Annotated in this window: 20 protein-coding genes; 8 read left to right on the top strand and 12 right to left on the bottom strand. The window is 62.0% G+C overall.

Translation table 11 applies throughout. The features are described from left to right. Positions 1-121: 121 nt before the first annotated feature. Positions 122-976: a bifunctional methylenetetrahydrofolate dehydrogenase/methenyltetrahydrofolate cyclohydrolase FolD gene (gene folD / locus C7A17_RS24480; RefSeq protein WP_106741639.1), complete on the top strand. Its 855-nt coding sequence runs from the start codon at positions 122-124 to the stop codon at positions 974-976. 60 nt (positions 977-1,036) lie between these two features. On the opposite strand, the gene C7A17_RS24485 is transcribed toward folD, so the two are convergent. Genes C7A17_RS24485 through C7A17_RS24510 form a run of 6 tightly spaced genes read right to left on the bottom strand, consistent with a single transcriptional unit; the run spans position 1,037 to position 6,976 of the window. Continuing rightward, entirely contained in the window at positions 1,037-2,779 is a 1,743-nt protein-coding gene (locus C7A17_RS24485) for an ABC transporter substrate-binding protein (RefSeq protein ID WP_106741641.1), read from the bottom strand. A 51-nt stretch (positions 2,780-2,830) separates the two neighbouring features. Next, on the bottom strand, positions 2,831-3,103 hold the full coding sequence (locus C7A17_RS24490) for a DUF2160 domain-containing protein (protein WP_106741644.1): 273 nt from the start codon (positions 3,101-3,103) through the stop codon (positions 2,831-2,833). A gap of 12 nt (positions 3,104-3,115) precedes the next feature. After that, complete coding sequence (locus C7A17_RS24495; protein WP_017676715.1) at positions 3,116-3,916, bottom strand: carbohydrate ABC transporter permease; 801 nt, start codon at positions 3,914-3,916, stop codon at positions 3,116-3,118. An 8-nt stretch (positions 3,917-3,924) separates the two neighbouring features. Further along, on the bottom strand, positions 3,925-4,788 hold the full coding sequence (locus C7A17_RS24500; RefSeq protein WP_106741646.1) for a carbohydrate ABC transporter permease: 864 nt from the start codon (positions 4,786-4,788) through the stop codon (positions 3,925-3,927). Continuing rightward, positions 4,785-5,882 (bottom strand): ABC transporter ATP-binding protein, encoded by a 1,098-nt coding sequence (locus C7A17_RS24505; RefSeq protein WP_106741649.1) that lies wholly within the window; start codon positions 5,880-5,882, stop codon positions 4,785-4,787. The genes C7A17_RS24500 and C7A17_RS24505 overlap by 4 nt, the downstream gene beginning before the upstream one ends. Further along, complete coding sequence (locus C7A17_RS24510; RefSeq protein WP_106741652.1) at positions 5,882-6,976, bottom strand: ABC transporter ATP-binding protein; 1,095 nt, start codon at positions 6,974-6,976, stop codon at positions 5,882-5,884. The genes C7A17_RS24505 and C7A17_RS24510 overlap by 1 nt, the downstream gene beginning before the upstream one ends. A gap of 259 nt (positions 6,977-7,235) precedes the next feature. On the opposite strand from C7A17_RS24510, the gene C7A17_RS24515 reads away from it, so the two are divergent. Beyond that, positions 7,236-9,065, top strand: coding sequence for a sigma-54-dependent Fis family transcriptional regulator (locus C7A17_RS24515; protein ID WP_106741654.1), 1,830 nt, complete (start codon positions 7,236-7,238; stop codon positions 9,063-9,065). Here C7A17_RS24515 and C7A17_RS24520 read toward each other — a convergent pair. Continuing rightward, positions 9,055-9,948 (bottom strand): DMT family transporter, encoded by an 894-nt coding sequence (locus C7A17_RS24520; RefSeq protein ID WP_106741657.1) that lies wholly within the window; start codon positions 9,946-9,948, stop codon positions 9,055-9,057. The two genes, C7A17_RS24515 and C7A17_RS24520, sit on opposite strands and share 11 nt — an antisense overlap. A gap of 134 nt (positions 9,949-10,082) precedes the next feature. Between C7A17_RS24520 and C7A17_RS24525 the strand changes: the two genes are divergently transcribed. Together C7A17_RS24525 and ampC are read left to right on the top strand one after the other, a co-directional pair. Then, on the top strand, positions 10,083-10,520 hold the full coding sequence (locus C7A17_RS24525; protein ID WP_106741659.1) for an Lrp/AsnC family transcriptional regulator: 438 nt from the start codon (positions 10,083-10,085) through the stop codon (positions 10,518-10,520). A 12-nt stretch (positions 10,521-10,532) separates the two neighbouring features. Next, positions 10,533-11,669, top strand: coding sequence for a class C beta-lactamase (ampC, locus tag C7A17_RS24530; RefSeq protein ID WP_106741662.1), 1,137 nt, complete (start codon positions 10,533-10,535; stop codon positions 11,667-11,669). Between the two features lie 78 nt (positions 11,670-11,747). On the opposite strand, the gene C7A17_RS24535 is transcribed toward ampC, so the two are convergent. Next, on the bottom strand, positions 11,748-12,497 hold the full coding sequence (locus C7A17_RS24535) for a 3-oxoacyl-ACP reductase family protein (RefSeq protein ID WP_106741664.1): 750 nt from the start codon (positions 12,495-12,497) through the stop codon (positions 11,748-11,750). Between the two features lie 120 nt (positions 12,498-12,617). On the opposite strand from C7A17_RS24535, the gene C7A17_RS24540 reads away from it, so the two are divergent. After that, complete coding sequence (locus C7A17_RS24540) at positions 12,618-13,568, top strand: LysR family transcriptional regulator (protein ID WP_106741668.1); 951 nt, start codon at positions 12,618-12,620, stop codon at positions 13,566-13,568. A 42-nt stretch (positions 13,569-13,610) separates the two neighbouring features. Here the strand turns inward: C7A17_RS24540 and cysS are convergent, their stop codons facing one another. Together cysS and C7A17_RS24550 are read right to left on the bottom strand one after the other, a co-directional pair. Beyond that, the gene (gene cysS / locus C7A17_RS24545; RefSeq protein WP_106741670.1) at positions 13,611-14,996 is read right to left on the bottom strand and encodes a cysteine--tRNA ligase; all 1,386 of its coding nucleotides are present in this window, start codon (positions 14,994-14,996) and stop codon (positions 13,611-13,613) included. Further along, on the bottom strand, positions 14,997-16,661 hold the full coding sequence (locus tag C7A17_RS24550; protein ID WP_106741673.1) for a glutamine--tRNA ligase/YqeY domain fusion protein: 1,665 nt from the start codon (positions 16,659-16,661) through the stop codon (positions 14,997-14,999). It lies immediately after the preceding gene. 160 nt (positions 16,662-16,821) lie between these two features. Here C7A17_RS24550 and C7A17_RS24555 point away from each other — a divergent pair, with 160 nt between their 5' ends. Both C7A17_RS24555 and C7A17_RS24560 read left to right on the top strand, forming a co-directional pair. Next, positions 16,822-17,319 carry a peptidylprolyl isomerase gene (locus C7A17_RS24555; RefSeq protein ID WP_072424163.1) on the top strand — a complete coding sequence of 166 codons (498 nt, stop codon included), beginning with the start codon at positions 16,822-16,824 and terminating at the stop codon, positions 17,317-17,319. 4 nt (positions 17,320-17,323) lie between these two features. Then, a complete protein-coding gene (locus tag C7A17_RS24560; protein ID WP_106741675.1) occupies positions 17,324-18,052 on the top strand; it encodes a UDP-2,3-diacylglucosamine diphosphatase in 729 nt (242 codons plus the stop codon). Between the two features lie 236 nt (positions 18,053-18,288). On the opposite strand, the gene C7A17_RS24570 is transcribed toward C7A17_RS24560, so the two are convergent. Further along, entirely contained in the window at positions 18,289-18,966 is a 678-nt protein-coding gene (locus tag C7A17_RS24570) for a MiaE family protein (protein ID WP_106741678.1), read from the bottom strand. Positions 18,967-19,123: 157 nt separating this feature from the next. On the opposite strand from C7A17_RS24570, the gene C7A17_RS24575 reads away from it, so the two are divergent. After that, a complete protein-coding gene (locus C7A17_RS24575; RefSeq protein ID WP_106741680.1) occupies positions 19,124-19,987 on the top strand; it encodes a universal stress protein in 864 nt (287 codons plus the stop codon). A 62-nt stretch (positions 19,988-20,049) separates the two neighbouring features. Here the strand turns inward: C7A17_RS24575 and C7A17_RS24580 are convergent, their stop codons facing one another. Next, positions 20,050-20,526 carry a DUF1289 domain-containing protein gene (locus tag C7A17_RS24580; protein WP_106741683.1) on the bottom strand — a complete coding sequence of 159 codons (477 nt, stop codon included), beginning with the start codon at positions 20,524-20,526 and terminating at the stop codon, positions 20,050-20,052. Between the last annotated feature and the right edge of the window lie 341 nt (positions 20,527-20,867).

Below are 20,867 nucleotides of genomic sequence, written 5' to 3' on the forward strand. Positions count from 1 at the left end.
CAAAAAAATTCAGCGATTTAAAGGAGTTACGCGAAAACAGTGGTGGGCGCCTTTGCCCAAGTGAGCGCCCATGCGAGAATGCGCGTCCTTTTTTCATCCTTATTAATGGTTAACCAGCGCAATGACCGCACAACTGATCGACGGCAAGGCGATCGCCGCCAGCCTCCGCCAGCAGATTGCCCAACGTGTCGCCGAACGCCGCCAGCAAGGCCTTCGTACGCCAGGCCTGGCTGTGATCCTGGTGGGCACCGATCCTGCCTCCCAGGTCTATGTGTCACATAAACGCAAGGATTGCGAAGAAGTCGGCTTTCTTTCCCGTGCCTATGATCTGCCGGCCGAGACCAGTCAGGCTGATCTGCTTGCCTTGATCGACGAGCTCAACGAGGATCCGGCCATCGACGGCATTCTGGTTCAGCTGCCGCTGCCGGAGAATCTGGATTCTTCCCTGCTGCTCGAACGCATCCGTCCAGATAAGGATGTGGACGGTTTCCACCCCTACAACATCGGCCGCCTGGCCCAGCGCATGCCGCTGCTGCGCCCCTGCACTCCCAAGGGCATCATGACCCTGCTGGAAAGCACCGGCGCCGACCTTTATGGCATGCATGCAGTGGTAGTCGGTGCCTCGAATATCGTCGGTCGCCCAATGGCCATGGAGCTGTTGCTTGCCGGCTGTACTGTCACCGTGACCCACCGCTTCACCAAGGATCTGGCCGGCCATGTCGGCCAGGCCGATATCGTCGTGGTCGCAGCCGGCAAACCGGGCCTGGTCAAGGGTGAGTGGATCAAGCCAGGCGCCATCGTCATCGATGTTGGCATCAACCGCCAGGAAGATGGCAAGCTGGTCGGCGACGTGGTGTACGAGACCGCCCTGCCCCGCGCCGGCTGGATCACCCCGGTACCGGGCGGCGTCGGCCCCATGACCCGCGCCGGCCTGCTGGAAAATACCCTGCACGCGGCCGAACACCTGCACCAATAAGCAACGCTGCACAACGAACAACGGCACCCAAGGGTGCCGTTGTCGTTTCCGCCCTGCAGATCAGTTGCGTGCCTGCTCCCAGGATTTGAGCAACTCGTCGTAGGCAATGGTCTCGCCCTTGGGCTTCTCGTTGGCCAGCTTGGGTTTCGGTGCACCCGGCTGGTCGAACCAGTACTGCGGATCACGCGGCTCGTTCAGCTTCGGCCCGCACTCGCCCAGCACACCGGAGCGCTCCAGGCGACCGAGCATGGTGTCCTGCGCTGCGGCCAGGCCATCGAGCGCCTGCTGCGGGGTCTTGTCGCCGCTGGCGGCCTCGGCGATGAACTGCCACCAGAGCTGGGCCAGGCGAGGGTAGTCCGGCACGTTGGTGCCGGTCGGCGTCCACTGCACGCGCGCCGGGCTGCGGTAGAACTCCACCAGGCCACCGAGCTTGGGCGCCACGTCAGTCATCGCCTGCGAATTGATGTCCGACTCGCGGATCGGCGTCAGACCGACCAGGGTCTTCTTCAGCGAGACGGTCTTGGAAGTGACGAACTGGGCGTAGAGCCAAGCGGCCAGGCGCTGCTTCTCCGGGGTGGACTTGAGGAAGGTCCAGGAACCGGTGTCCTGATAACCCAGCTTCATCCCCTCCTCCCAGTACGGCCCCTTGGGCGACGGCGCCATGCGCCATTTCGGTGTGCCGTCCGCGTTGACCACGGGCAGCCCCGGCTTGGTCATGTCGGCAGTAAAGGCGGTGTACCAGAAGATCTGCTGGGCGATGGCGCCCTGCGCCGGCACTGGACCGGCCTCGGAGAAGGTCATGCCCTGCGCTTCCGGCGGCGCGTACTGGCGCATCCAGTCGACGTATTTCTGCGTGGCGAATACGGCCGCCGGGCCGTTGGTATCGCCGCCACGGGCAACACTGGAGCCCACTGGCCGGCAGCCCTCGACGCGAATGCCCCACTCGTCCACCGGCAGGCCGTTGGGCAGACCCTTGTCGCCGCCGCCGGCCATGGAGAACCAGGCATCGGTGAAGCGCCAGCCCAGCGACGGATCTTTCTTGCCGTAGTCCATGTGGCCGTAGACACGCTGACCGTCGATCTCCTTGACGTGCTTGGAGAAGAACTCGGCAATGTCCTCGTAGGCCGACCAGTTGACCGGCACGCCCAACTCGTAGCCGTAGATTTCCTTGAACTTGGCCTTGAGTTCCGGGCGTTCGAACCAGTCAGCGCGGAACCAGTAGAGATTGGCGAACTGCTGGTCAGGCAGTTGGTACAACTTGCCATCTGGCCCGGTGGTAAAGGAAATGCCGATGAAATCCTTGAGATCCAGAGTCGGAGAGGTGAAATCCTTGGCCTCACCTTCGATCATGTCGCTGATGGCCATGGCCTTGCCGTAGCGCGCATGAGTGCCGATCAGATCGGAGTCGTTGACCCAGCCATCGTAGATGTTCTTGTCCGACTGCATCTGCGTCTGCAGCTTCTCGACCACATCGCCTTCCTGCAGTAGGTCGTGGCGCAGCTTGATGCCGGTGATCTCACTGAAGGCCTTGGCCAGCACCTTGGACTCATACTCATGAGTGGTGATGGTTTCCGACACCACACTGATGTTCATGCCACGGAACGGCTCAGCGGCCTTGATGAACCACTTCAGCTCTTCGAGCTGCTGCTCGGGCGTCAGGGTCGAGGGGTTGAACTCATCAGCGATCCATTTCTTCGCGGCTTCTTCATAGGCATCCGCCCAGGCCGCACCGCTCAAACCGGACAACGCCAGCAAGGCGGCCAACGCCATGCTATGTCGGGTCTTGTTGTTATTGTCGAACATAGAGACCTCCATCTCAGGATATGGGGAGAGGCATACCGGCGGCAGCCCGGCTCAGCCCCAGCGCATTACTGCGCACAACCACAACAGCGATAGCAGCGAAGCTATCCACACGCTCCAGTCGGTCACGCCGATTACCAGCAGGTGCAGGTAGGCGCTGCCGAGCAGACCGATGAACAGCCGATCCCCACGGGTGGTGGTGATCGGCAGAAATCCCTTGCGTTCGACGCACGGCCAGCGCAGCTCGACCAGCGTCATGCCGGCCAGCAGCACGGCGATGCCGGTGAAGAACAGCGCGGTCGGTAGAGTCCAGGCCATCCAGCTCATGACGAACCTCCCTTACACGCGACCGAGGGCGAAGCCCTTAGCCACATGGTTGCGAACGAACCAGATCACCAGCATCCCCGGCAGGATGGTCAACACCCCGGCAGCAGCCAGCACGCCCCAGTCGATCCCCGACGCGGACACCGTACGGGTCATCACCGCCGCGATGGGTTTGGCGTCCACCGAGGTCAGGGTGCGCGCCAGCAGCAGCTCGACCCAGGAGAACATGAAGCAGAAGAAGGCAGTGACGCCGATACCGGAGCGGATCAACGGAATGAAGATCTTCACGAAGAATTTCGGAAAGCTGTAACCGTCGATATAGGCCGTCTCGTCGATTTCCTTGGGTACGCTGGACATGAAGCCTTCGAGAATCCACACCGCCAGCGGCACGTTGAACAGGCAGTGCGCCAGGGCCACGGCGATATGAGTGTCGAACAGGCCAATGGACGAGTACAGCTGGAAGAACGGCAGCAGGAACACCGCCGGTGGCGCCATGCGGTTGGTCAGCAGCCAGAAGAACAGGTGCTTGTCGCCGAGAAAGCGATAGCGCGAGAAGGCATAGGCTGCCGGTAGCGCCACACTGAGGGAGATCAGGGTGTTGAGGCTGACGTAGTACAGCGAGTTGAGGTAGCCCTCGTACCAGCTGCGGTCGGTGAAGATCACCCGGTAATTATCGAGAGTGAAACTCTGCGGCCATAGGCTGAGGCCGCCGAGGATCTCGGTGTTGCTCTTGAACGACATGTTCAGCAGCCAGTAGATCGGCACCAGCAGGAACAGGAAATAGATCAGCAGCACCAGGCGTTTGCGTAGCGTCATGGTCGGCCTCAGCGGGTTTTGTCGTCGTGGGTCATGGCGGTGTAGAACAGCCAGGACACCAGCAGGATGATCAGGAAGTACACCAGCGAGAATGCCGCGGCCGGGCCCAGGTCGAACTGGCCGATGGCCATTTGCGTCAGGGTCTGGCTGAGGAAGGTGGTGGCATTGCCCGGCCCGCCACCGGTGAGCACGAAGGGCTCGGTGTAGATCATGAAGCTGTCCATGAAGCGCAGCATCACCGCGATCAGCAGCACGCTCTTGAGCTTGGGCAGCTGGATATGGCGGAACACCGCCCAGTTCGACGCGCGGTCGATACGCGCCGCCTGGTAGTAGACATCGGGAATCGCGCGCAGCCCCGAGTAGCACAGCAGCGCCACCAGAGACGTCCAGTGCCAGACATCCATGATCAGCACCGTCACCCAGGCGTCCATGGTGTTGGAGGCATAGTTGTAGCTGATGCCCAGGCTGTTCAGCGCCCAGCCCATCAAACCGATGTCGGCGCGCCCGAAGATCTGCCAGATGGTGCCGACCACGTTCCACGGAATCAGCAGTGGAATGGCCATCAGGATCAGGCACAGCGAGGCCCAGCGCCCGCGCGTCGGCATGCACAGGGCGATGGCGATGCCCAGCGGAATCTGGATCAGCAGCACGCACGCGGAGAAGATGAACTGGCGCAGTAGCGAGTCATGTAAGCGCGGATCCTGCAGCACCTGGCGATACCAGTCGACGCCGACGAAGTAGCGCGTGGACGGGTCGAAGATGTCCTGCACCGAGTAATTGACCACCGTCATCATCGGCACGATGGCGCTGAACGCCACCAACAGGAATACCGGCAGCACCAGCCACCAGGCCTTGTTGTTCTGCACCTTCATGGCGCCACCTCCACCAGGTAGTCGTCGGCATAGAGCATCAGCCACTGCGCCGGAAAACTCAGGTACACCTGCTCGCGCGGCACTGGCTGGTCTTCCTGCAAACGCGCTTTGAGTACCTGGCCATCGAGGTTGAAGGTGAGAATCTTGTAGGTACCGAGATCCTCGACATGCAGCACCTGGCCGCACAGCGCGTCTTCGTAGGCGCCATCCCAGATGTGCACGAACTCGGGGCGGATGCCCACCTGCAGGCGCTTGCCATCTAGTTCGGCCAGACGCCGATTGAGCGCGTCGGAGAGTGGTAGCTGGGTGCCGGCGAAGCGCACTCCGCCCTCACAGCGCTGCACGTCGATCAGATTCATCCCCGGGCTGCCGATGAAATAGCCGACGAAGGTGTGCCCGGGGCGCTCGAACAGTTCGCGCGGCGTGCCGAACTGGACGATCTGCCCGCCATACATCACCGCGATCTTGTCGGCGAAGGTGGAAGCCTCAAGCTGGTCGTGAGTGACGTAGACCATGGTGATGTTGAACTGCTCGTGGATCTGCTTGAGCTTGCGCCGCAGCTTCCACTTCAGGTGCGGGTCGATCACCGTCAGCGGCTCGTCGAAGAGGATCGCCGAGACATCATCACGCACCAGGCCACGGCCCATGGAGACTTTCTGCTTCTCGTCGGCAGTGAGGTTGCACGCCTTCTTGTGCAGCAGCGGATGCAGCTCCAGCACCTCGGCGATCTCGTGCACCTTGCTCATCACCCGCGCCTCGTCCATGCCCTGGTTACGCAGCGGGAAGGCCAAGTTGTCGAACACCGTCATGGTGTCGTAGACCACCGGAAACTGGAAAACCTGAGCGATGTTGCGCTGCTGCGGCGACAGCGTGTTGACCGCCTTACCGTCGAACTGCACCTCGCCCTGCGACGGGCTGAGCAGCCCAGAGATGATGTTGAGCAAGGTCGACTTTCCGCAGCCTGACGGCCCCAGCAGCGCATAGGCGCCGCCCTGCTGCCAGATATGGTTCATCTCGCGAATCGCATAGTCTTCCGGCGCTTTCGGCGTGCCGCTGTAGCTGTGCGCGAGGTTGTGCAAACGGATCTCGGCCATCAGGCGGCCCTCCCCTGACGACGACTGGGCGCCTGCACCAACTGCCCATCGGCAGCGAAGACGAACAGCTTGTGGGTCGGGATGTAGATCAGGATCGGTGTATCCACCGCGTACTCGTGCACACCCGGCAAATGCAGCACCAGCACGAACTGCTCGTTGCGCACATGCAGGAAGGTTTCCGAGCCGCTGATCTCGGCCAGCTCGACGGTTACCGCCAACTCCAGATCATCGTCATTGGACGGCACCAGGCCGATATGGCTGGGGCGCACACCGAAGCGGTAGTCACCCTCGGCGATGCCGCGCAGATCCGGGTTGAGCGGAAAGTGTACGCAGTCGGCGAAGCTCACCTCGGAACCGCTGATGCGCCCCGGCATCAGGTTGATCGCAGGCTCCGAGAACAGCTCGGCGGCCAGCACCTGTTGTGGACGATGGTAGACCTCGGCGGTCTTGCCACTCTGCACCACCCGTCCCTCGTGCAGGATGGTGGTGGTGCCGCCCAGGGCCAACGCCTCATTGGGCTCGGTGGTGGCGTAGATGGCGATGGTATGGCGCGCCTGGAATAGCTCGCGCATTTCCTGGCGCAGCTCTTCGCGCAGCTTGTAGTCGAGGTTGACCAGTGGTTCGTCGAAGAGGATCAGCGAAGCATCCTTGACCAGTGCCCGGGCCATGGCCGTGCGCTGTTGCTGGCCGCCGGAGAGTTCCAGCGGATAACGCGACAGCAGTTTGTCGATGCGCAGCATGCGCGCCGTGGCCTCGACCTTCTCGACGATCTGCTCCTTGGCCACACCGGCCTGGCGCAGCGGCGAGGCGATGTTCTCGAACACCGTCAGGGTCGGGTAGTTGATGAACTGCTGATAGACCATCGACACGTTGCGCTGGCGCACCGGCACGCCGGTGACATCGGCGCCATTCATCAGCACCCGGCCGCTGCTGGGCCGATCCAGCCCGGCCATCAGGCGCATCAGGCTGGTCTTGCCAGCCAGGGTACGGCCGAGCAGAACGTTGAAGGAGCCCGGTTCGAAACTCAGGCAGGCATCGTCGATATGCACCTGGCCGTCGACGATACGGGTGACGTGTTCGAGCGTGAGCGACATGGCCTGTCCTTTTTCTTGTCGTGCCATTCGATTGCGAACATCGATAGCGACAAGCATGCCATCGCCCCAAAAACCAGCACATCTCTTTGATCAGAATCGAAAAAACTGTCAACGAGCAGCTCACGACCAGTTTGCCACTGAACACTTTTGAACAGTTGAATGTGAACAACTGAACAATTCGTTCGTTGACTTTGAACAGGCTTGAACGAAACTGGATCGATCGCGGCGCAGATCGCGAACCAACAAGAAGAGACCGCCCATGACCGACGCTGCCCGCGCCCCAGCGCACGACGCCATCATCCAGGAGTCCTGGTCGCGTTGCCGTGACTACGGCCTGACTCACCAGAGCGCGCCACGCTTCGACCCGCCGGCGCCCGGCGATCTCTCGGCCCTGCTGGAAAGCCGCCAGGCCCTGGTGCAGACCACTCACCAGGAAGTGCTGCCCTACTACGGCACCATCCTTTCCAACTCCAACTGCCTGATCATGCTTGCCGACGATCAGGGCCGGCTGCTGCAATCCTGGGGCGACCAGCGCTTCATCGAGCCACGCCAGGCCGCCGGCTTCGTCGCTGGCGCCAGCTGGCTGGAGCGTTACACCGGCACCAACGCCATCGGCACCGCACTCAGTTGCGGCCAGGCCGTGCATATCCAGCACGACGAGCACTTTCTCAAGGCCAACCGTTTCATGACCGGTTCGGCCTCGCCGATCTTCGACGAACAGCGGCGCATGATCGCCGTGCTCGATGTGTCCAGCGACAGCTACCTGCCACCGGCGCATACCCTGGGCATGGTCAAGATGATGAGCCAGTCGGTGGAAAACCGGCTGATCCTCAAACTGTTCGCCGACCAGTACCACCTGCTCAGCTTCAACACCAGCCTGGACAACCTCGACAGCCCCTGGGCCGGTCTGGTTGTGTTCGACGAACAGGGCCACGTGGTGTCGGCCAACCGCCGTGCCGACAATCTGCTCGGCCAGCCTTTGACCTACGGCGCCATCGAGCAACTGTTCGACGTACCGCTGCAGCAGTTACTCAACCAGCCGGACGGCCAGCCGTTCAACCTGCGCACCAGCGGCCACTTTCGTTTTCACGCACAGGTACGGCGCCCTGCCCGGCCCGCGCCGATCCGGGCGCGCGATTTCCGCCCGCCCGCCACGCACAGCGCGCCTGAGGAGCCACGACTGCATGCGCTGAGCCTGGGCGATGCACGCATGGACAAGGCCATTCGCCAGGCCGAACGCCTACTGGAAAAGGACATTCCCATCCTGGTACAGGGCGAAACCGGCGCCGGCAAGGAGGTCTTCGTCAAAGCCCTGCACCAGGCCAGCTCGCGCGCTGGTCAGCCGTTCATCGCGGTCAACTGCGCAGCCATCCCGGCAGAGCTGGTGGAGTCAGAGCTGTTCGGTTACGAAAAAGGTGCTTTTACCGGCGCCAGCCAGAAAGGCCATGTCGGACTGATCCGCAAGGCGCACAAAGGCACCCTGTTTCTCGACGAGATCGGCGACATGCCGCTGCGCGTGCAGGCTCGGCTGCTGCGTGTGCTACAGGAGCGCTGCGTACAACCGCTGGGCAGCAGCGAGTTGCACCCGGTCGATGTACGCCTGGTATCCGCCACCAATCGCCCGCTGCGCCAGGACGTCGATAGCGGCCAGTTCCGCGCCGACCTGTACTACCGCATCAGCGGCCTGAACCTGGAACTGCCGCCACTGCGCGAACGCAGCGACAGGCAGGCACTGTTCCAGCGTCTTTGGGAGCAGCACCGCGAGCCTCACCAGCACGCAGGCATCAGCCGCGAGGTGCTGGAGCTGTTCCAGCACCACCCTTGGCCCGGCAACCTGCGCCAGCTCAGCAGCGTGCTGCGCGTGGCGCTGGCCATGGCCGACGACCAGCCCATCCGCGCCGAGCACCTGCCGGACGACTTCTTCCTCGACCTGCCAACGGAGGTGCCCCTGCCAGCGCATCTCGAGTCCGATGATCTGGCCAGCCAGTACCAGGCTTGCGGCGGCAATATCTCCTACCTCGCCCGTCACCTCGGTCTAAGCCGCAATACCCTGTACAAGCGTTTGCGCGAACAAGGTGTCAGACCCTGACAGGGCGTCTCGCCCTGATTCCCAGTCGCCAGCCCTGTTGCATGCCCGCTGCCGCCAACAGGATGGCCGCTACACCGAGCCACTGCAGTGCACTCAACCAATGGTCGAAGGCCAGCCAGTCGACCAGGATCGCCGCGACCGGGTAGATGAACGACAGCGCACCGGTCAGCGCGGTCGGCAGCTTCTGGATCGCGCCATACAGCAGCATGTACATCAATCCGGTGTGCACGATGCCCAGCGTCGCCAGGCTGGCCCAGGCGACATCACCCTGCGGTAGCTGCCACTCCATCAACGGCGCCAGCATCAGCCCCCCCGTTAGCAACTGGATCAAGGCAATCAGGTGCGGCGGCGTACCGCTGAGACGTTTGACGATCAGTGCTGCAGCCGCATAGAGCAGCGCCGCAGCCAGCGCCAGGGCGATACCCAACAGGTAGTTGGCACCGGTCACCACGCCCTGACCATGTGCACTGACGATCGCCAACATGCCGATGAAGGCCAGTGCCAGCCAACCAAGCTTGTGCAAGGTGATCCGCTCGCCAAGAAACAGCGCCGCCAAGCCCACCAGCATGAATGGCTGGACGTTGTACACCACGGTACTGACGGCGATGGAGGCCTGTGCATAGGAGGCGAACAACAGCAGCCAGTTGCCGACAATGGCCACACCGCTGAGCACGGCCAGCAGTAATACTCGTCGCCCCAGCAGCTCGGCGCGCAGCAGGCCCAACGCGGCGCAGACCAATAGCAGCACGCCGCCGATCAGGCAGCGCCAGAACACTACATCGACCACGGCCTGGCCGGATACCAGCACGAACCAACCGATAGTGCCGGAAATCAACATGGCGGCGACCATTTCCAGCGAGCCGCGTTTGAGGTTGTTATCCATGGGTCGAGCCTCATCGAGAGAGGCAATAATTATCCGAAGGTGCAACTTCACTCACCATGGAGAATCTGAGGCAGAATCCGACTATCGCCTTTTTTACAACGGCAGATTTCGGCTTTTGCCTAACGAGGCCTGCAATGACCGATGAAATCGACCAGACCCTGATCGCCGCACTGATGGAAGATTCGCGACGCTCGCTCAAAGCCCTGGCGCAGATCAGTGGCCTTTCCTCCCCCAGCGTGGCCGAACGCTTGCGCCGCCTGGAGGAACGTGGCGTGCTCAAGGGCTATACGGTGGAGATCGATCCACGTCATTTTGGCTATCAGTTGCAGGCCATCGTTCGCGTGCGACCGCTGCCCGGCAAACTACACGAGGTGGAGCGATTGCTTCAGGCCACGCCGGAGTTCACCGAGTGCGACAAGGTCACTGGCGAGGACTGTTTCGTCGCTCGCCTGCACGTACGCTCCATGGAACAGCTGGACGAAGTGCTCGACCGCATCAACGGCTACGCCGAAACCAATACCGCCATCGTCAAGAAGACCTCGGTTCCCCGCCGACTGCCCCCGATGAACTGACAAGGAACGATCATGCGCTCATCCCTTCGCCCCCTGCTTGTCACGCTCGGTCTGTGCCTCAGCAGTCAGGCGGCCTTCGCCGAACTGAACCAGGCAGTCGATGCTGCCGTGAAACCAATGATGCAGGCCTACTCCATTCCCGGCATGGCCATTGCCATCAGCCACAAGGGACAGTCGCATTTCTTCGAGTACGGTGTTGCCTCGCGCGAAAGCGGCAAGGCCGTGGATCGCCACACCCTGTTCGAGCTGGGTTCGATCAGCAAACTGTTCACTGCCACCCTCGGTGCCTACGCCGAAGCCCGCGGCACGCTGAACCTCAGCGACAACGCCAGCCAGTACCTGCCAGCCCTGCGTGGCAGCGCCTTCGATCACATCAGCCTGCTGGATCTGGCCACCTACACAGCGGGCGGCTTACCGCTGCAGTTTCCAGACGCAGTCAGCAATGAACAGCAGATGTTCGATTACTACCGCAACTGGCAGGCGGTCTACCCGCCAGGGACACAGCGTCTGTACTCCAACCCCAGCATCGGCCTGTTCGGTTACCTGGCAGCTGCCAGCCTGGCCGAGCCGTTTCAACAGTTGATGGAGAAGGATCTGCTGCCACAACTGGACCTGCAGGAAAGCTACGTGCAGATACCCGCCGAGCAGATGGCGCGTTATGCCTGGGGTTATCGCGATGACAGACCTGTGCGGGTAAACCCCGGCGCACTGGACGCCGAAGCCTACGGTCTGAAATCCAGTGCCACCGATATGCTGCGCTTCATCGACGCCAACCTGCGCCCGGACAAACTGCCCGCAGCGCTGCATCAAGCCATCAGCTCCACCCATCGCGGCTATTACCAGGTCGGTGACATGACCCAGGCACTGGGCTGGGAGCGCTACGCCTACCCCATCAGCCTGGAGAAACTGCAGGCCGGCAACTCAGCGGAAATGGCGCTGCAACCCCAGACCGTGGAACGCTTCAGCGTGCCCAAACCAGCCGAAGGCGATCAGCTGCTGAACAAGACGGGTTCGACCAATGGTTTCGGCGCCTACATCCTGCTGCTACCGGCGCGCGATACCGGGCTGGTGATACTCGCCAACCGCAATTACCCCAATGCCGAACGAGTACGCCTGGCACTGCAACTACTCGATGCTATCGAGCCGTGACCTAATCCTCGCAGGGCGCGTGAGCGCGGGCAGCATCGGTGTGCGCAGCGCACCCTACCGGCCACACTGCCAACTTTGTCAGGCCGAGAAGCCACCGTCGATGGTCAGGTTGGCACCGGTGATATAAGCCGCCTCCGGGCCTGCCAGATAGGCCACGAAACTGGCGATTTCCTCGGCCTTGCCGTAGCGCGGCAGGGCCATGGTCTGCTTCAGCGACTCGGCGAAATCCCCCTGATCCGGGTTCATGTCGGTATCCACCGGGCCCGGCTGCACATTGTTGACGGTGATGCCACGCGGCCCCAGATCACGCGCCAGGCCCTTGGTGAAACCGGCCACCGCCGCCTTGCTCAGCGCATAGACCGAACCACCGGCGAACGGCATGCGCTCGGCGTTGGTGCTGCCGATGGTGATGATGCGACCGCCCTCACCCATCAACCGAGCGGCCTCCTGGCTGGCGATCACCACGCTGCGCACGTTGACGTCCAGGGTTCGATCCAGATCCTCGATGCTGAATTCATCGATGGGTGCTACAGCCAGCACACCGGCGTTGTTCACCAGGATATCGAGGCGCCCGAAACTCTCCTGCGTGTGGCGGATGGCGGCGCGAATGGCCTGCTCGTCACGGCTGTCGGCCTGGATGGCGATAGCGCGGCCGCCGCCGGCTTCGATTGCACGCATCACATCGAGGGCACCTGCCGCTGAGGAAACATAGGTCAGTGCAACGGCAGCACCTTCCTTTGCCAGGCGCTGGGCAATGGCGGCACCGATACCGCGGGAGCCGCCCTGAATGAAGGCGACCTTGTTTTCGAGGGTTTTCTGAGTGCTCATGGGGAATCTCCTGAAACTGAGGGGTTGAATGGAACACGCCCTCAGTATTCACCCGAGATTCAAAACCGATAAGCTGGCAATCACGATATTCAGTCGATACCAAAGGTTTATGGAGTAGCCATGGAAACCCTCAGCAGCATCGAGTGCTTCGTCCGCACCGCCGAGGCAGGCAGCTTCGCCGAAGCCGCGCGGCGCCTGGGCCTGACCCCGGCAGCCGTTGGCAAGAACGTCGCACGCCTGGAGTCCAGCCTCGGTGTGCGCCTGTTCCTACGTAGCACCAGACGCCTGACCCTGACCGAAGCCGGCGAGCGTTTTCTTGCAGAAGTGTCGGGCGGGCTGGCGAGTATCCAGGGCGCGGTGGCCAACCTGGCAAGCAGCCAGGGCCAGCCGGCAGGCACTCTCAAGGTGAGCATGGGCGTGGCTTTCGGGCGCGACTACATCCTGCCGCACCTGGCCGATTTCCTTGCACGCTACCCAGCGATCATCCCGGACTGGCACTTCGACAACCGCGCCGTCGATCTCATCGGTGAAGGCTTCGACGCGGCTATCGGCGGCGGCTTCGAATTGCCTCCCGGCGCGATTGCCCGGCAGTTGGCGCCTGCCCACCGGGTGCTGCTGGCGGCTCCGGCCTATCTCGCCAGGCACGCGCCCATCACACGACCGGAGGATCTGCCCCTGCACGACGGCATCCTCATCCGTTCACCGCAGACTGGCCGCGTACGCACTTGGCCACTGCGTACCCGTGACGACCAGCAAGCCACCCTCGAACTGAAGCAGCGCATGACCATGAACGATCCCGAGGCGGCTTGCCATGCCGCTCTGCAAGGCCTTGGCATCACCCTGGTCAGCACCGTCCACGCGCTGCACTATCTGCAACGCGGCAGTCTGCAGCGGGTATTACCCGACTGGTACGTCGATACCGGCAGCCTAAGCCTGTACTTCAGCGCACAGAAACTGCTGCCGGCCAAGACGCGGGTATTCATCGATTTCATCGTCGAGCGTTTTCGCGAATACCGCTGGGCTGAGCGTTTCGACGCTCGCAAACCGCACGAGTACTTATCCCGGAAATGACAAAGGCCGCTGGAAAGCGGCCTTTGTCGTTCAGCGCAGCAATTACTCGGCAAGGCGCCAGGTGGTGCCACCCTTACCGTCCTCCAGTACCACGCCCATGGCAGTGAGCTGGTCGCGGATACGGTCACTTTCCGCCCAGTTCTTGTCGGCGCGGGCCTGCAGGCGCGCAGCGATCAGCGCATCGACCTCCGCTGCATCGACCTTGCCGGCAGCACCGGCCTGAAGGAAGGCTTCCGGCTCCAGTTGCAGCACGCCGAGCACGCTGGCCAGTTGCTTGAGCTGGGCGGCCAGGCCGGCAGCGGCCTGCACGTCCGACTCACGCAGGCGGTTGACCTCGCGAATCATCTCGAACAGCACGGCGCAGGCTTCCGGCGAGTTGAAATCGTCGTCCATCGCTGCGCCGAAACGCTCGACGAAGGCTTCGCCACCGGCAGGCGCGGCTTCCGGCAGGCCCTTGAGGCCGTTGTAGAAACGCTCCAGGGCGCCCTTGGCTTCCTTGAGGCTCTCTTCCGAATAGTTGATCGGGCTGCGGTAGTGACTGGATACCAGCAGGTAGCGCACCACTTCCGGGTGGTACTTCTCCAGCACCTCACGAATGGTGAAGAAGTTGCCCAGGCTCTTGGACATCTTCTCGCCATCCACGCGCACCGCACCGGCGTGCATCCAGGCGTTGGCGTACTGCTTGCCAGTGGCCGCCTCGCTCTGCGCGATCTCGTTCTCGTGGTGCGGGAACACCAGATCCGGGCCTCCGCCGTGGATGTCGAAGGTCTCGCCAAGGCAGCAGGTGGACATCACCGAGCACTCGATGTGCCAGCCCGGACGGCCCTTGCCCCAGGGCGACTCCCAACTCGGTTCGCCCGGCTTGGCGCCTTTCCACAGCACGAAGTCCAACGGGTCTTCCTTGATTTCATCCACTTCGATGCGCGCGCCGATCTTCAGCTCATCGATCTTGCGCCGCGACAGCTTGCCGTAGGTCTCGAACTTGGTGACGCGGTAGTACACGTCGCCATTGCCCGGCGCGTAGGCATAGCCCTTGTCGATCAGGGTCTGAATCATCTGGTGCATGCCGGCTATATGGCCGGTGGCACGCGGTTCGATGTCAGGGCGCAGCACGGACAGGCGTGCTTCGTCTTCATGCATGGCCGCAATCATGCGCTCGACCAACGCCTCGAACGGCTCGCCGTTCTCGTTGGCACGACGGATGATCTTGTCGTCGATGTCAGTGATGTTGCGCACGTAGGTCACGTCATAGCCGCGCGCGCGCAGCCAGCGGGTGATCACGTCGAAAGCGACCATCACCCGAGCGTGACCGATATGGCAGAAGTCGTAGACGGTCATGCCGCACACGTACATGCGCACGCTGTTGCCTTCCAGCGGTTTGAACGCGTCCTTCGTTTTGCTCAGGGTGTTGTAAATGCTCAGTGCCATTTACTGCCCCCAGGAGTCACGCAGGGTGACGGTGCGGTTGAACACCAGCGCACCGGCAGCCGAGTCCTTGTCCAGGCAGAAATAACCTTCGCGCTCGAACTGGAAGCGATCATCGGCAGTGGCCTGGGCCAGCGACGGCTCCGCGCGGCAACCGGTGAGCACCACCAGCGACTCGGGATTGATGTTGTCGAGGAAGCTCCCGCCCTCTTCGCTCTTCTCCGGGTTGGCCGAGCGGAACAGGCGATCGTAAAGACGCACTTCGCACTCGACGCTCTCGGCGGCCGGTACCCAGTGGATCACGCCCTTGACCTTACGCCCTTCCGGGTTCTTGCCCAGGGTGTTCTCGTCATAGCTGCAGCGCAGCTCGACGATATTGCCGGCGGCGTCCTTGATGGCTTCATCGGCGCGGATCACATAGCTGCCACGCAGGCGCACTTCGCCGCCCGGGATCAGGCGCTTGAAGCCATCCGGCGGGGTTTCCTCGAAGTCGCTGGCGTCAATGTAGATCTCGCGGGAGAACGGCAGCACGCGGGTACCGATGTCCTGCTTGGGGTGGCGCGCCAACTCCAGGTTCTCGACCTGGCCTTCCGGGTAGTTGGTGATCACCACCTTGAGCGGCTTGAGCACGCACATGGCACGCGAGGCGTTGGCGTCCAGGTCGTCACGAATAGCGAATTCCAGCATGCCGATGTCCACCAGGCCGCCGGCGCGGTTGACGCCAATCATGTCGCAGAAAGTGCGGATCGAAGCCGGGGTGTAACCGCGACGACGATAGCCGGACAGGGTCGACATGCGCGGGTCGTCCCAACCGTTGACGTGACCTTCGTCCACCAGTTGCTTGAGCTTGCGCTTGCTGGTGATGGTGTAGTTCAGGTTCAGACGTGCGAATTCATACTGACGCGGCTGCGCCGGCACCGGCAGGTTGGCCAGGAACCATTCGTATAGCGGGCGATGATCCTCGAACTCCAGGGTGCAGATGGAGTGGGTGATGCCCTCGATGGCGTCCGACTGACCGTGAGTGAAGTCATAGCTCGGGTAGATGCACCACTTGTCACCGGTCTGGTGGTGATGGGCGTGGCGAATGCGATAGAGGATCGGGTCGCGCAGGTTGATGTTCGGCGAGGCCATGTCGATCTTGGCGCGCAGCGAACGGGCACCATCCGGGAACTCGCCAGCCTTCATGCGGGCGAACAGGTCGAGGTTCTCCTCGACGCTGCGCTCACGGAACGGGCTGTTCTTGCCCGGTTCGGTCAGGTTGCCGCGGTACTCGCGCATCTCTTCGGCATTCAGGTCGCAGACGAAGGCCTTGCCCGCCTTGATCAGCTCGATGGCCCAGGCGTGCAGTTGGTCGAAATAATTGGAGGCGTAGCGCTCCTCGCCGGCCCACTTGAAGCCCAGCCACTCGACGTCGGCCTTGATCGCGTCGATGTATTCCTGGTCTTCCTTGGCCGGGTTGGTGTCGTCGAAACGCAGGTTGCACTGGCCACCGAATTCCTCGGCCAGGCCGAAGTTCAGACAGATGCTCTTGGCATGGCCGATGTGCAGGTAGCCGTTGGGCTCCGGCGGAAAGCGGGTCACGATAGTGGTGTGCTTGCCGCTGTCCAGATCAGCCTGGACGATGGGGCGCAGGAAGTTGGCAGCTTTTTCGACGGTAGGCTTGCTCATGGTGTCCTTAACAATACTGGCGCGGCACAGGGTAGGCCGCTTCGGGCAAAGTCCGTATCATAACCAACCTGTCAAGCCCCTGACAGGGTGCATACCACCCTGACAAGCGCTGTTCACCCCCGAGCCAGCGGCTCGAACCTGCCTCATCACGGATACGATCATGATCAAACTGCACACCAACCACGGCGTCATCACCCTGAACCTGTTCGCCGACAAAGCCCCGGAAACCGTGGCCAACTTCGAGCAATACGTGAAGGAAGGCCATTACGACGGCACCATTTTCCACCGCGTAATCGGCAACTTCATGATCCAGGGTGGTGGTTTCGAGCCAGGCATGAAGCAGAAGCCGACCCGCGCACCGATCAAGAACGAAGCTAACAATGGCGTCGCCAACAAGGTCGGCACCATCGCCATGGCCCGCACCATGGAGCCGCATTCGGCCAGCGCGCAGTTCTTCATCAACGTCGCCGACAACGCTTTCCTCAACCACAGCGCGCCGACCGTTCAGGGCTGGGGCTACGCCGTATTCGGTGAAGTGGTCGAAGGCATGGACGTGGTCGAGAAGATCAAGGGTGTGGCCACCACCATGAAATCGGGCCACCAGGACGTACCGGTCGACGACGTGATCATCGAAAAGGCTGAAGTCGTAGCCGAGTAAGTCGATGATCCTGCTGATCTCCGATCTGCACCTCGAAGAGAAACGCCCGGACATCACCCGGGCGTTTCTGCATTTTCTTGCCACGCGCGCACCTCAAGCCGAAGCCCTGTACATCCTCGGTGACTTCTTCGAGGTCTGGATCGGCGACGACGGCATGACGCCCTTCCAGCATGAGATCGCCCAAGCCCTGCGAACGCTGAGCGATAGCGGCACGCGTATCTACCTGATGCATGGCAATCGCGACTTTCTGCTCGGCAAGCGCTTCTGTCGTGAGGCGGGCTGCACCTTGCTGAGCGACCCGCACAAGGTGCAGATGGGCGGCGAGTCGGTACTGCTGATGCATGGCGACAGCCTGTGCACCCTCGATGTCGGCTATATGAAGCTGCGCCGCTGGCTGCGCAATCCGCTTTCGCTGCTGATTCTGCGCAACCTGCCGCTGAGTGCCCGGCAGAAGCTGGCGCGTAAGCTGCGTAACGAAAGCCGCGCACAGACGCGGATGAAGGCCAGCGAGATCGTCGATGTCACACCGCAAGAGGTGCTCAAGGTGATGGCCGCGCACGGTGTGCGTACGCTGATCCATGGTCATACCCATCGGCCGGCCGTGCATGAGCTTGAGGTCAATGGCCAGACAGCTCGGCGCATCGTGCTGGGCGATTGGGATCGCCAAGGCTGGGCGCTGCAGATCGATGACGAAGGTTTCAACCAGGCGCCGTTCGAGCTGACGCCAGCCTGACCGTAGCCCGGATGAAATCCGGGGAAGCAACCTTCAAGATCGCCCCGGATTTCATCCGGGCAACGACTGCTGGGTTTTGCTCCCCTCTCCCGCTTGCGGGAGAGGGGCTGGGGGAGAGGGCAACGGCGTAGGCTGAAGCCCCCTCTCTCGCCCTGCGGGCACCCTCGGCTTTGGCGTCCTGCGTCGCCCTACCTCCTGCATCCATGCAGTCGTCTCCCATAAATGGGAGAGGGTCATCAGATGGCCGCTTCGCGGCCGCTCTCTGCAGGCACACCGCTATGGAAACGGAACTGCTCGTCCGGCGTGGTGATCAGTTCCTGCTCCACCGCACGCACCACCTCAATACGCGCATCCACGTCAGCCGCATCGCCATACAGGTAGGCGAGCTTGAGATAGCCCCGGTAGTGGCGCCCTTCGCTCTCCAGCAGCCCGGCGTAGAACTTGGCCAACTCCGCATCCAGACGCGGCACCAGCGCGGCAAAGCGCTCGCAGGAACGTGCCTCGATGAAAGCGCCCACCACCAGCACATCCACCAGGCGCTCTACTTCACCGCCGCGCAATAGTGCGCGCAGGCCAGCAGCGTAGCGCGAGGCAGAAACATGGCGAACCTCGATGCCACGCCCGCGGATGATCTTGCTCACCTGCTCGAAGTGCACCAGTTCCTCACGGGCCAAACGCGACATTCTCGCGGTCAATTCGGTCTTGGTCAGGTAGCGCCCCATCAGGCTCAGGGCCGTCTGCGCTGCCTTGTACTCCAGGTTGCGGTGGTCGAGCAGGAGGATTTCCTGCTGGCGCAAGGCCTCATCCAGCCAGGCATCGGGGGTCGAGACGCCGCCGAGAAACTCGAGAATTTCCTGCAGGATCGATACAGGTTCCTCGCCGTTACTCGGAATATGCTGGGCAGTTGACATCATAGTTGAAACGCTCTCGGTGCTGGCCAGGTTGCCAATGGCGGGCCATTATACGAGTGGCAAGCAGGACGACCAGCACGCCGTTGATACAGGTCAACAAGACTTGGTGAATGGCACGCCTATAGTTGAATCAATGCCATTGATTTTCAGGGAGCCGACCATGCAAGCGATTCGAAGCATTCTGGTAGTAGTGGAACCACAACACCCGGAGGGCCTTGCACTAAAGCGGGCCAAGCTGATAGCCGGCGTCACTCAATCCCACTTGCACCTGCTGGTGTGCGACCGTAAAAGCGATCACAGCGCCTTGCTCAACGACCTTGGCAAGGCACTCAGCGAAGAGGGCTACAGCATTTCGTCGCAGCAGGCCTGGCATGACAATCCGCACCAGACCATCATCGCCGTGCAACAGGCCGAAGGCTGCGGCCTGGTGATCAAGCAACACGTCCCCGACAACCCGCTGAAAAAGGCCATCCTTACGCCCGATGACTGGAAACTGCTGCGCTACTGCCCGGCTCCAGTCTTGATGGTCAAGACCGACACCTCCTGGACAGGCGGCAATATCCTTGCGGCCGTGGACGTCGGCAATTCCGACGGAGAACATCGCACGCTGCATGCCGGTATCGTCAGCCATGGCTACGACATCGCCGGCCTGGCCAAGGGCACGTTGCACGTGGTCACCGCCCACCCCACGCCGATGCTGTCAGCAGCCGACCCGACCTTCCAGCTCAAGGAGACCATCGAAGCGCGCTACCGCGAGCAGTGTCGCAGCTTCCAGGCCGAATACGACATCAGCGACGAGCGCTTGCATGTCGTCGAAGGGCCTGCCGATGTGGTGATCCCGCACATGGCCCAGCAACTGGGGGCCGCCGTCACGGTGATTGGCACGGTGGCTCGCACCGGCATCTCCGGCGCGTTGATCGGCAATACCGCCGAAGTGGTACTGGACTCACTGGAAAGCGACGTGCTGGTGCTCAAGCCCAGCGACATCATCGCCCACCTCGAGGAACTGGTGGCGCAGCGCTGAGCCACCGACTGAAACGAAAATGCCGCTCGAAAACGAGCGGCATTTTTAGTTGACCGACCGGGTCAAACCCGCATCTCCAGGCCTTCACGCAGAAACTTCGGTGCGATGTAGCGCTCGTAATGCGCTTCCGAAAGCAGGAAGAATTCACGGTCGATGGCATCACGCAACTCAGGCAGCGCCCAGTTGCGAAATTCGGGCAACAGCACCATGCCGTAGGCTTCCAGCTGGTTGATCACCCGCGCGCCACGCGCGATCAGCTGGTAGGCCCAGCAATAGGGCGACTGTTGCGGCACGAAACGAATCTGCCGCTGCTCCAACTGCCCACGTAGACGCTGCTCGTCGAAGACCTCGACCTTGGCAGCCATCACCTGTACCAACAACACTTCCAGGCGCGTCCAGACGGCGCGCTTCTCGTCGTCGTTGTAGCTGTTCCAGTTGATCACCTCGTGATGGAAACGTTTGCAACCGCGGCATACCACATCGCCGTAAACGGTCGAGCAGAGCCCCACACAAGGCGTCTTGATGCGCTGATTGGACATGACAAAGCAATACGGACTACTGAACGGTCTGGCATCTTAGCCCTTTGTCTAATCCATATCACCCCCGCCAATACGGGGACATCGGCTTAACTTTATTCGCGCTTTCCATTAGAATCGGCCCGCCTTTTACGGCGCCAATGTCCGTTGGAAGCTGTTTTCAAAGCGTCACGAGCACAGTCGATCCTGCAGGTACGATGGCGGCGCAGCCACTTGGAGTCCCCCCGAGCGTCTGCGTCAGCCCTCATCAGAAACCGTCCTGCCGGCGTAAAACTTTGAAAGCAGCTTCTACAAGAGACTCGTGAAACCTCGGCTGATCGGCTCATAAAGTCGAAAAGCGCCTG

The organism is Pseudomonas mendocina, from assembly GCF_003008615.1.
Taxonomy (GTDB): Bacteria; Pseudomonadota; Gammaproteobacteria; order Pseudomonadales; family Pseudomonadaceae; genus Aquipseudomonas; species Aquipseudomonas mendocina_C.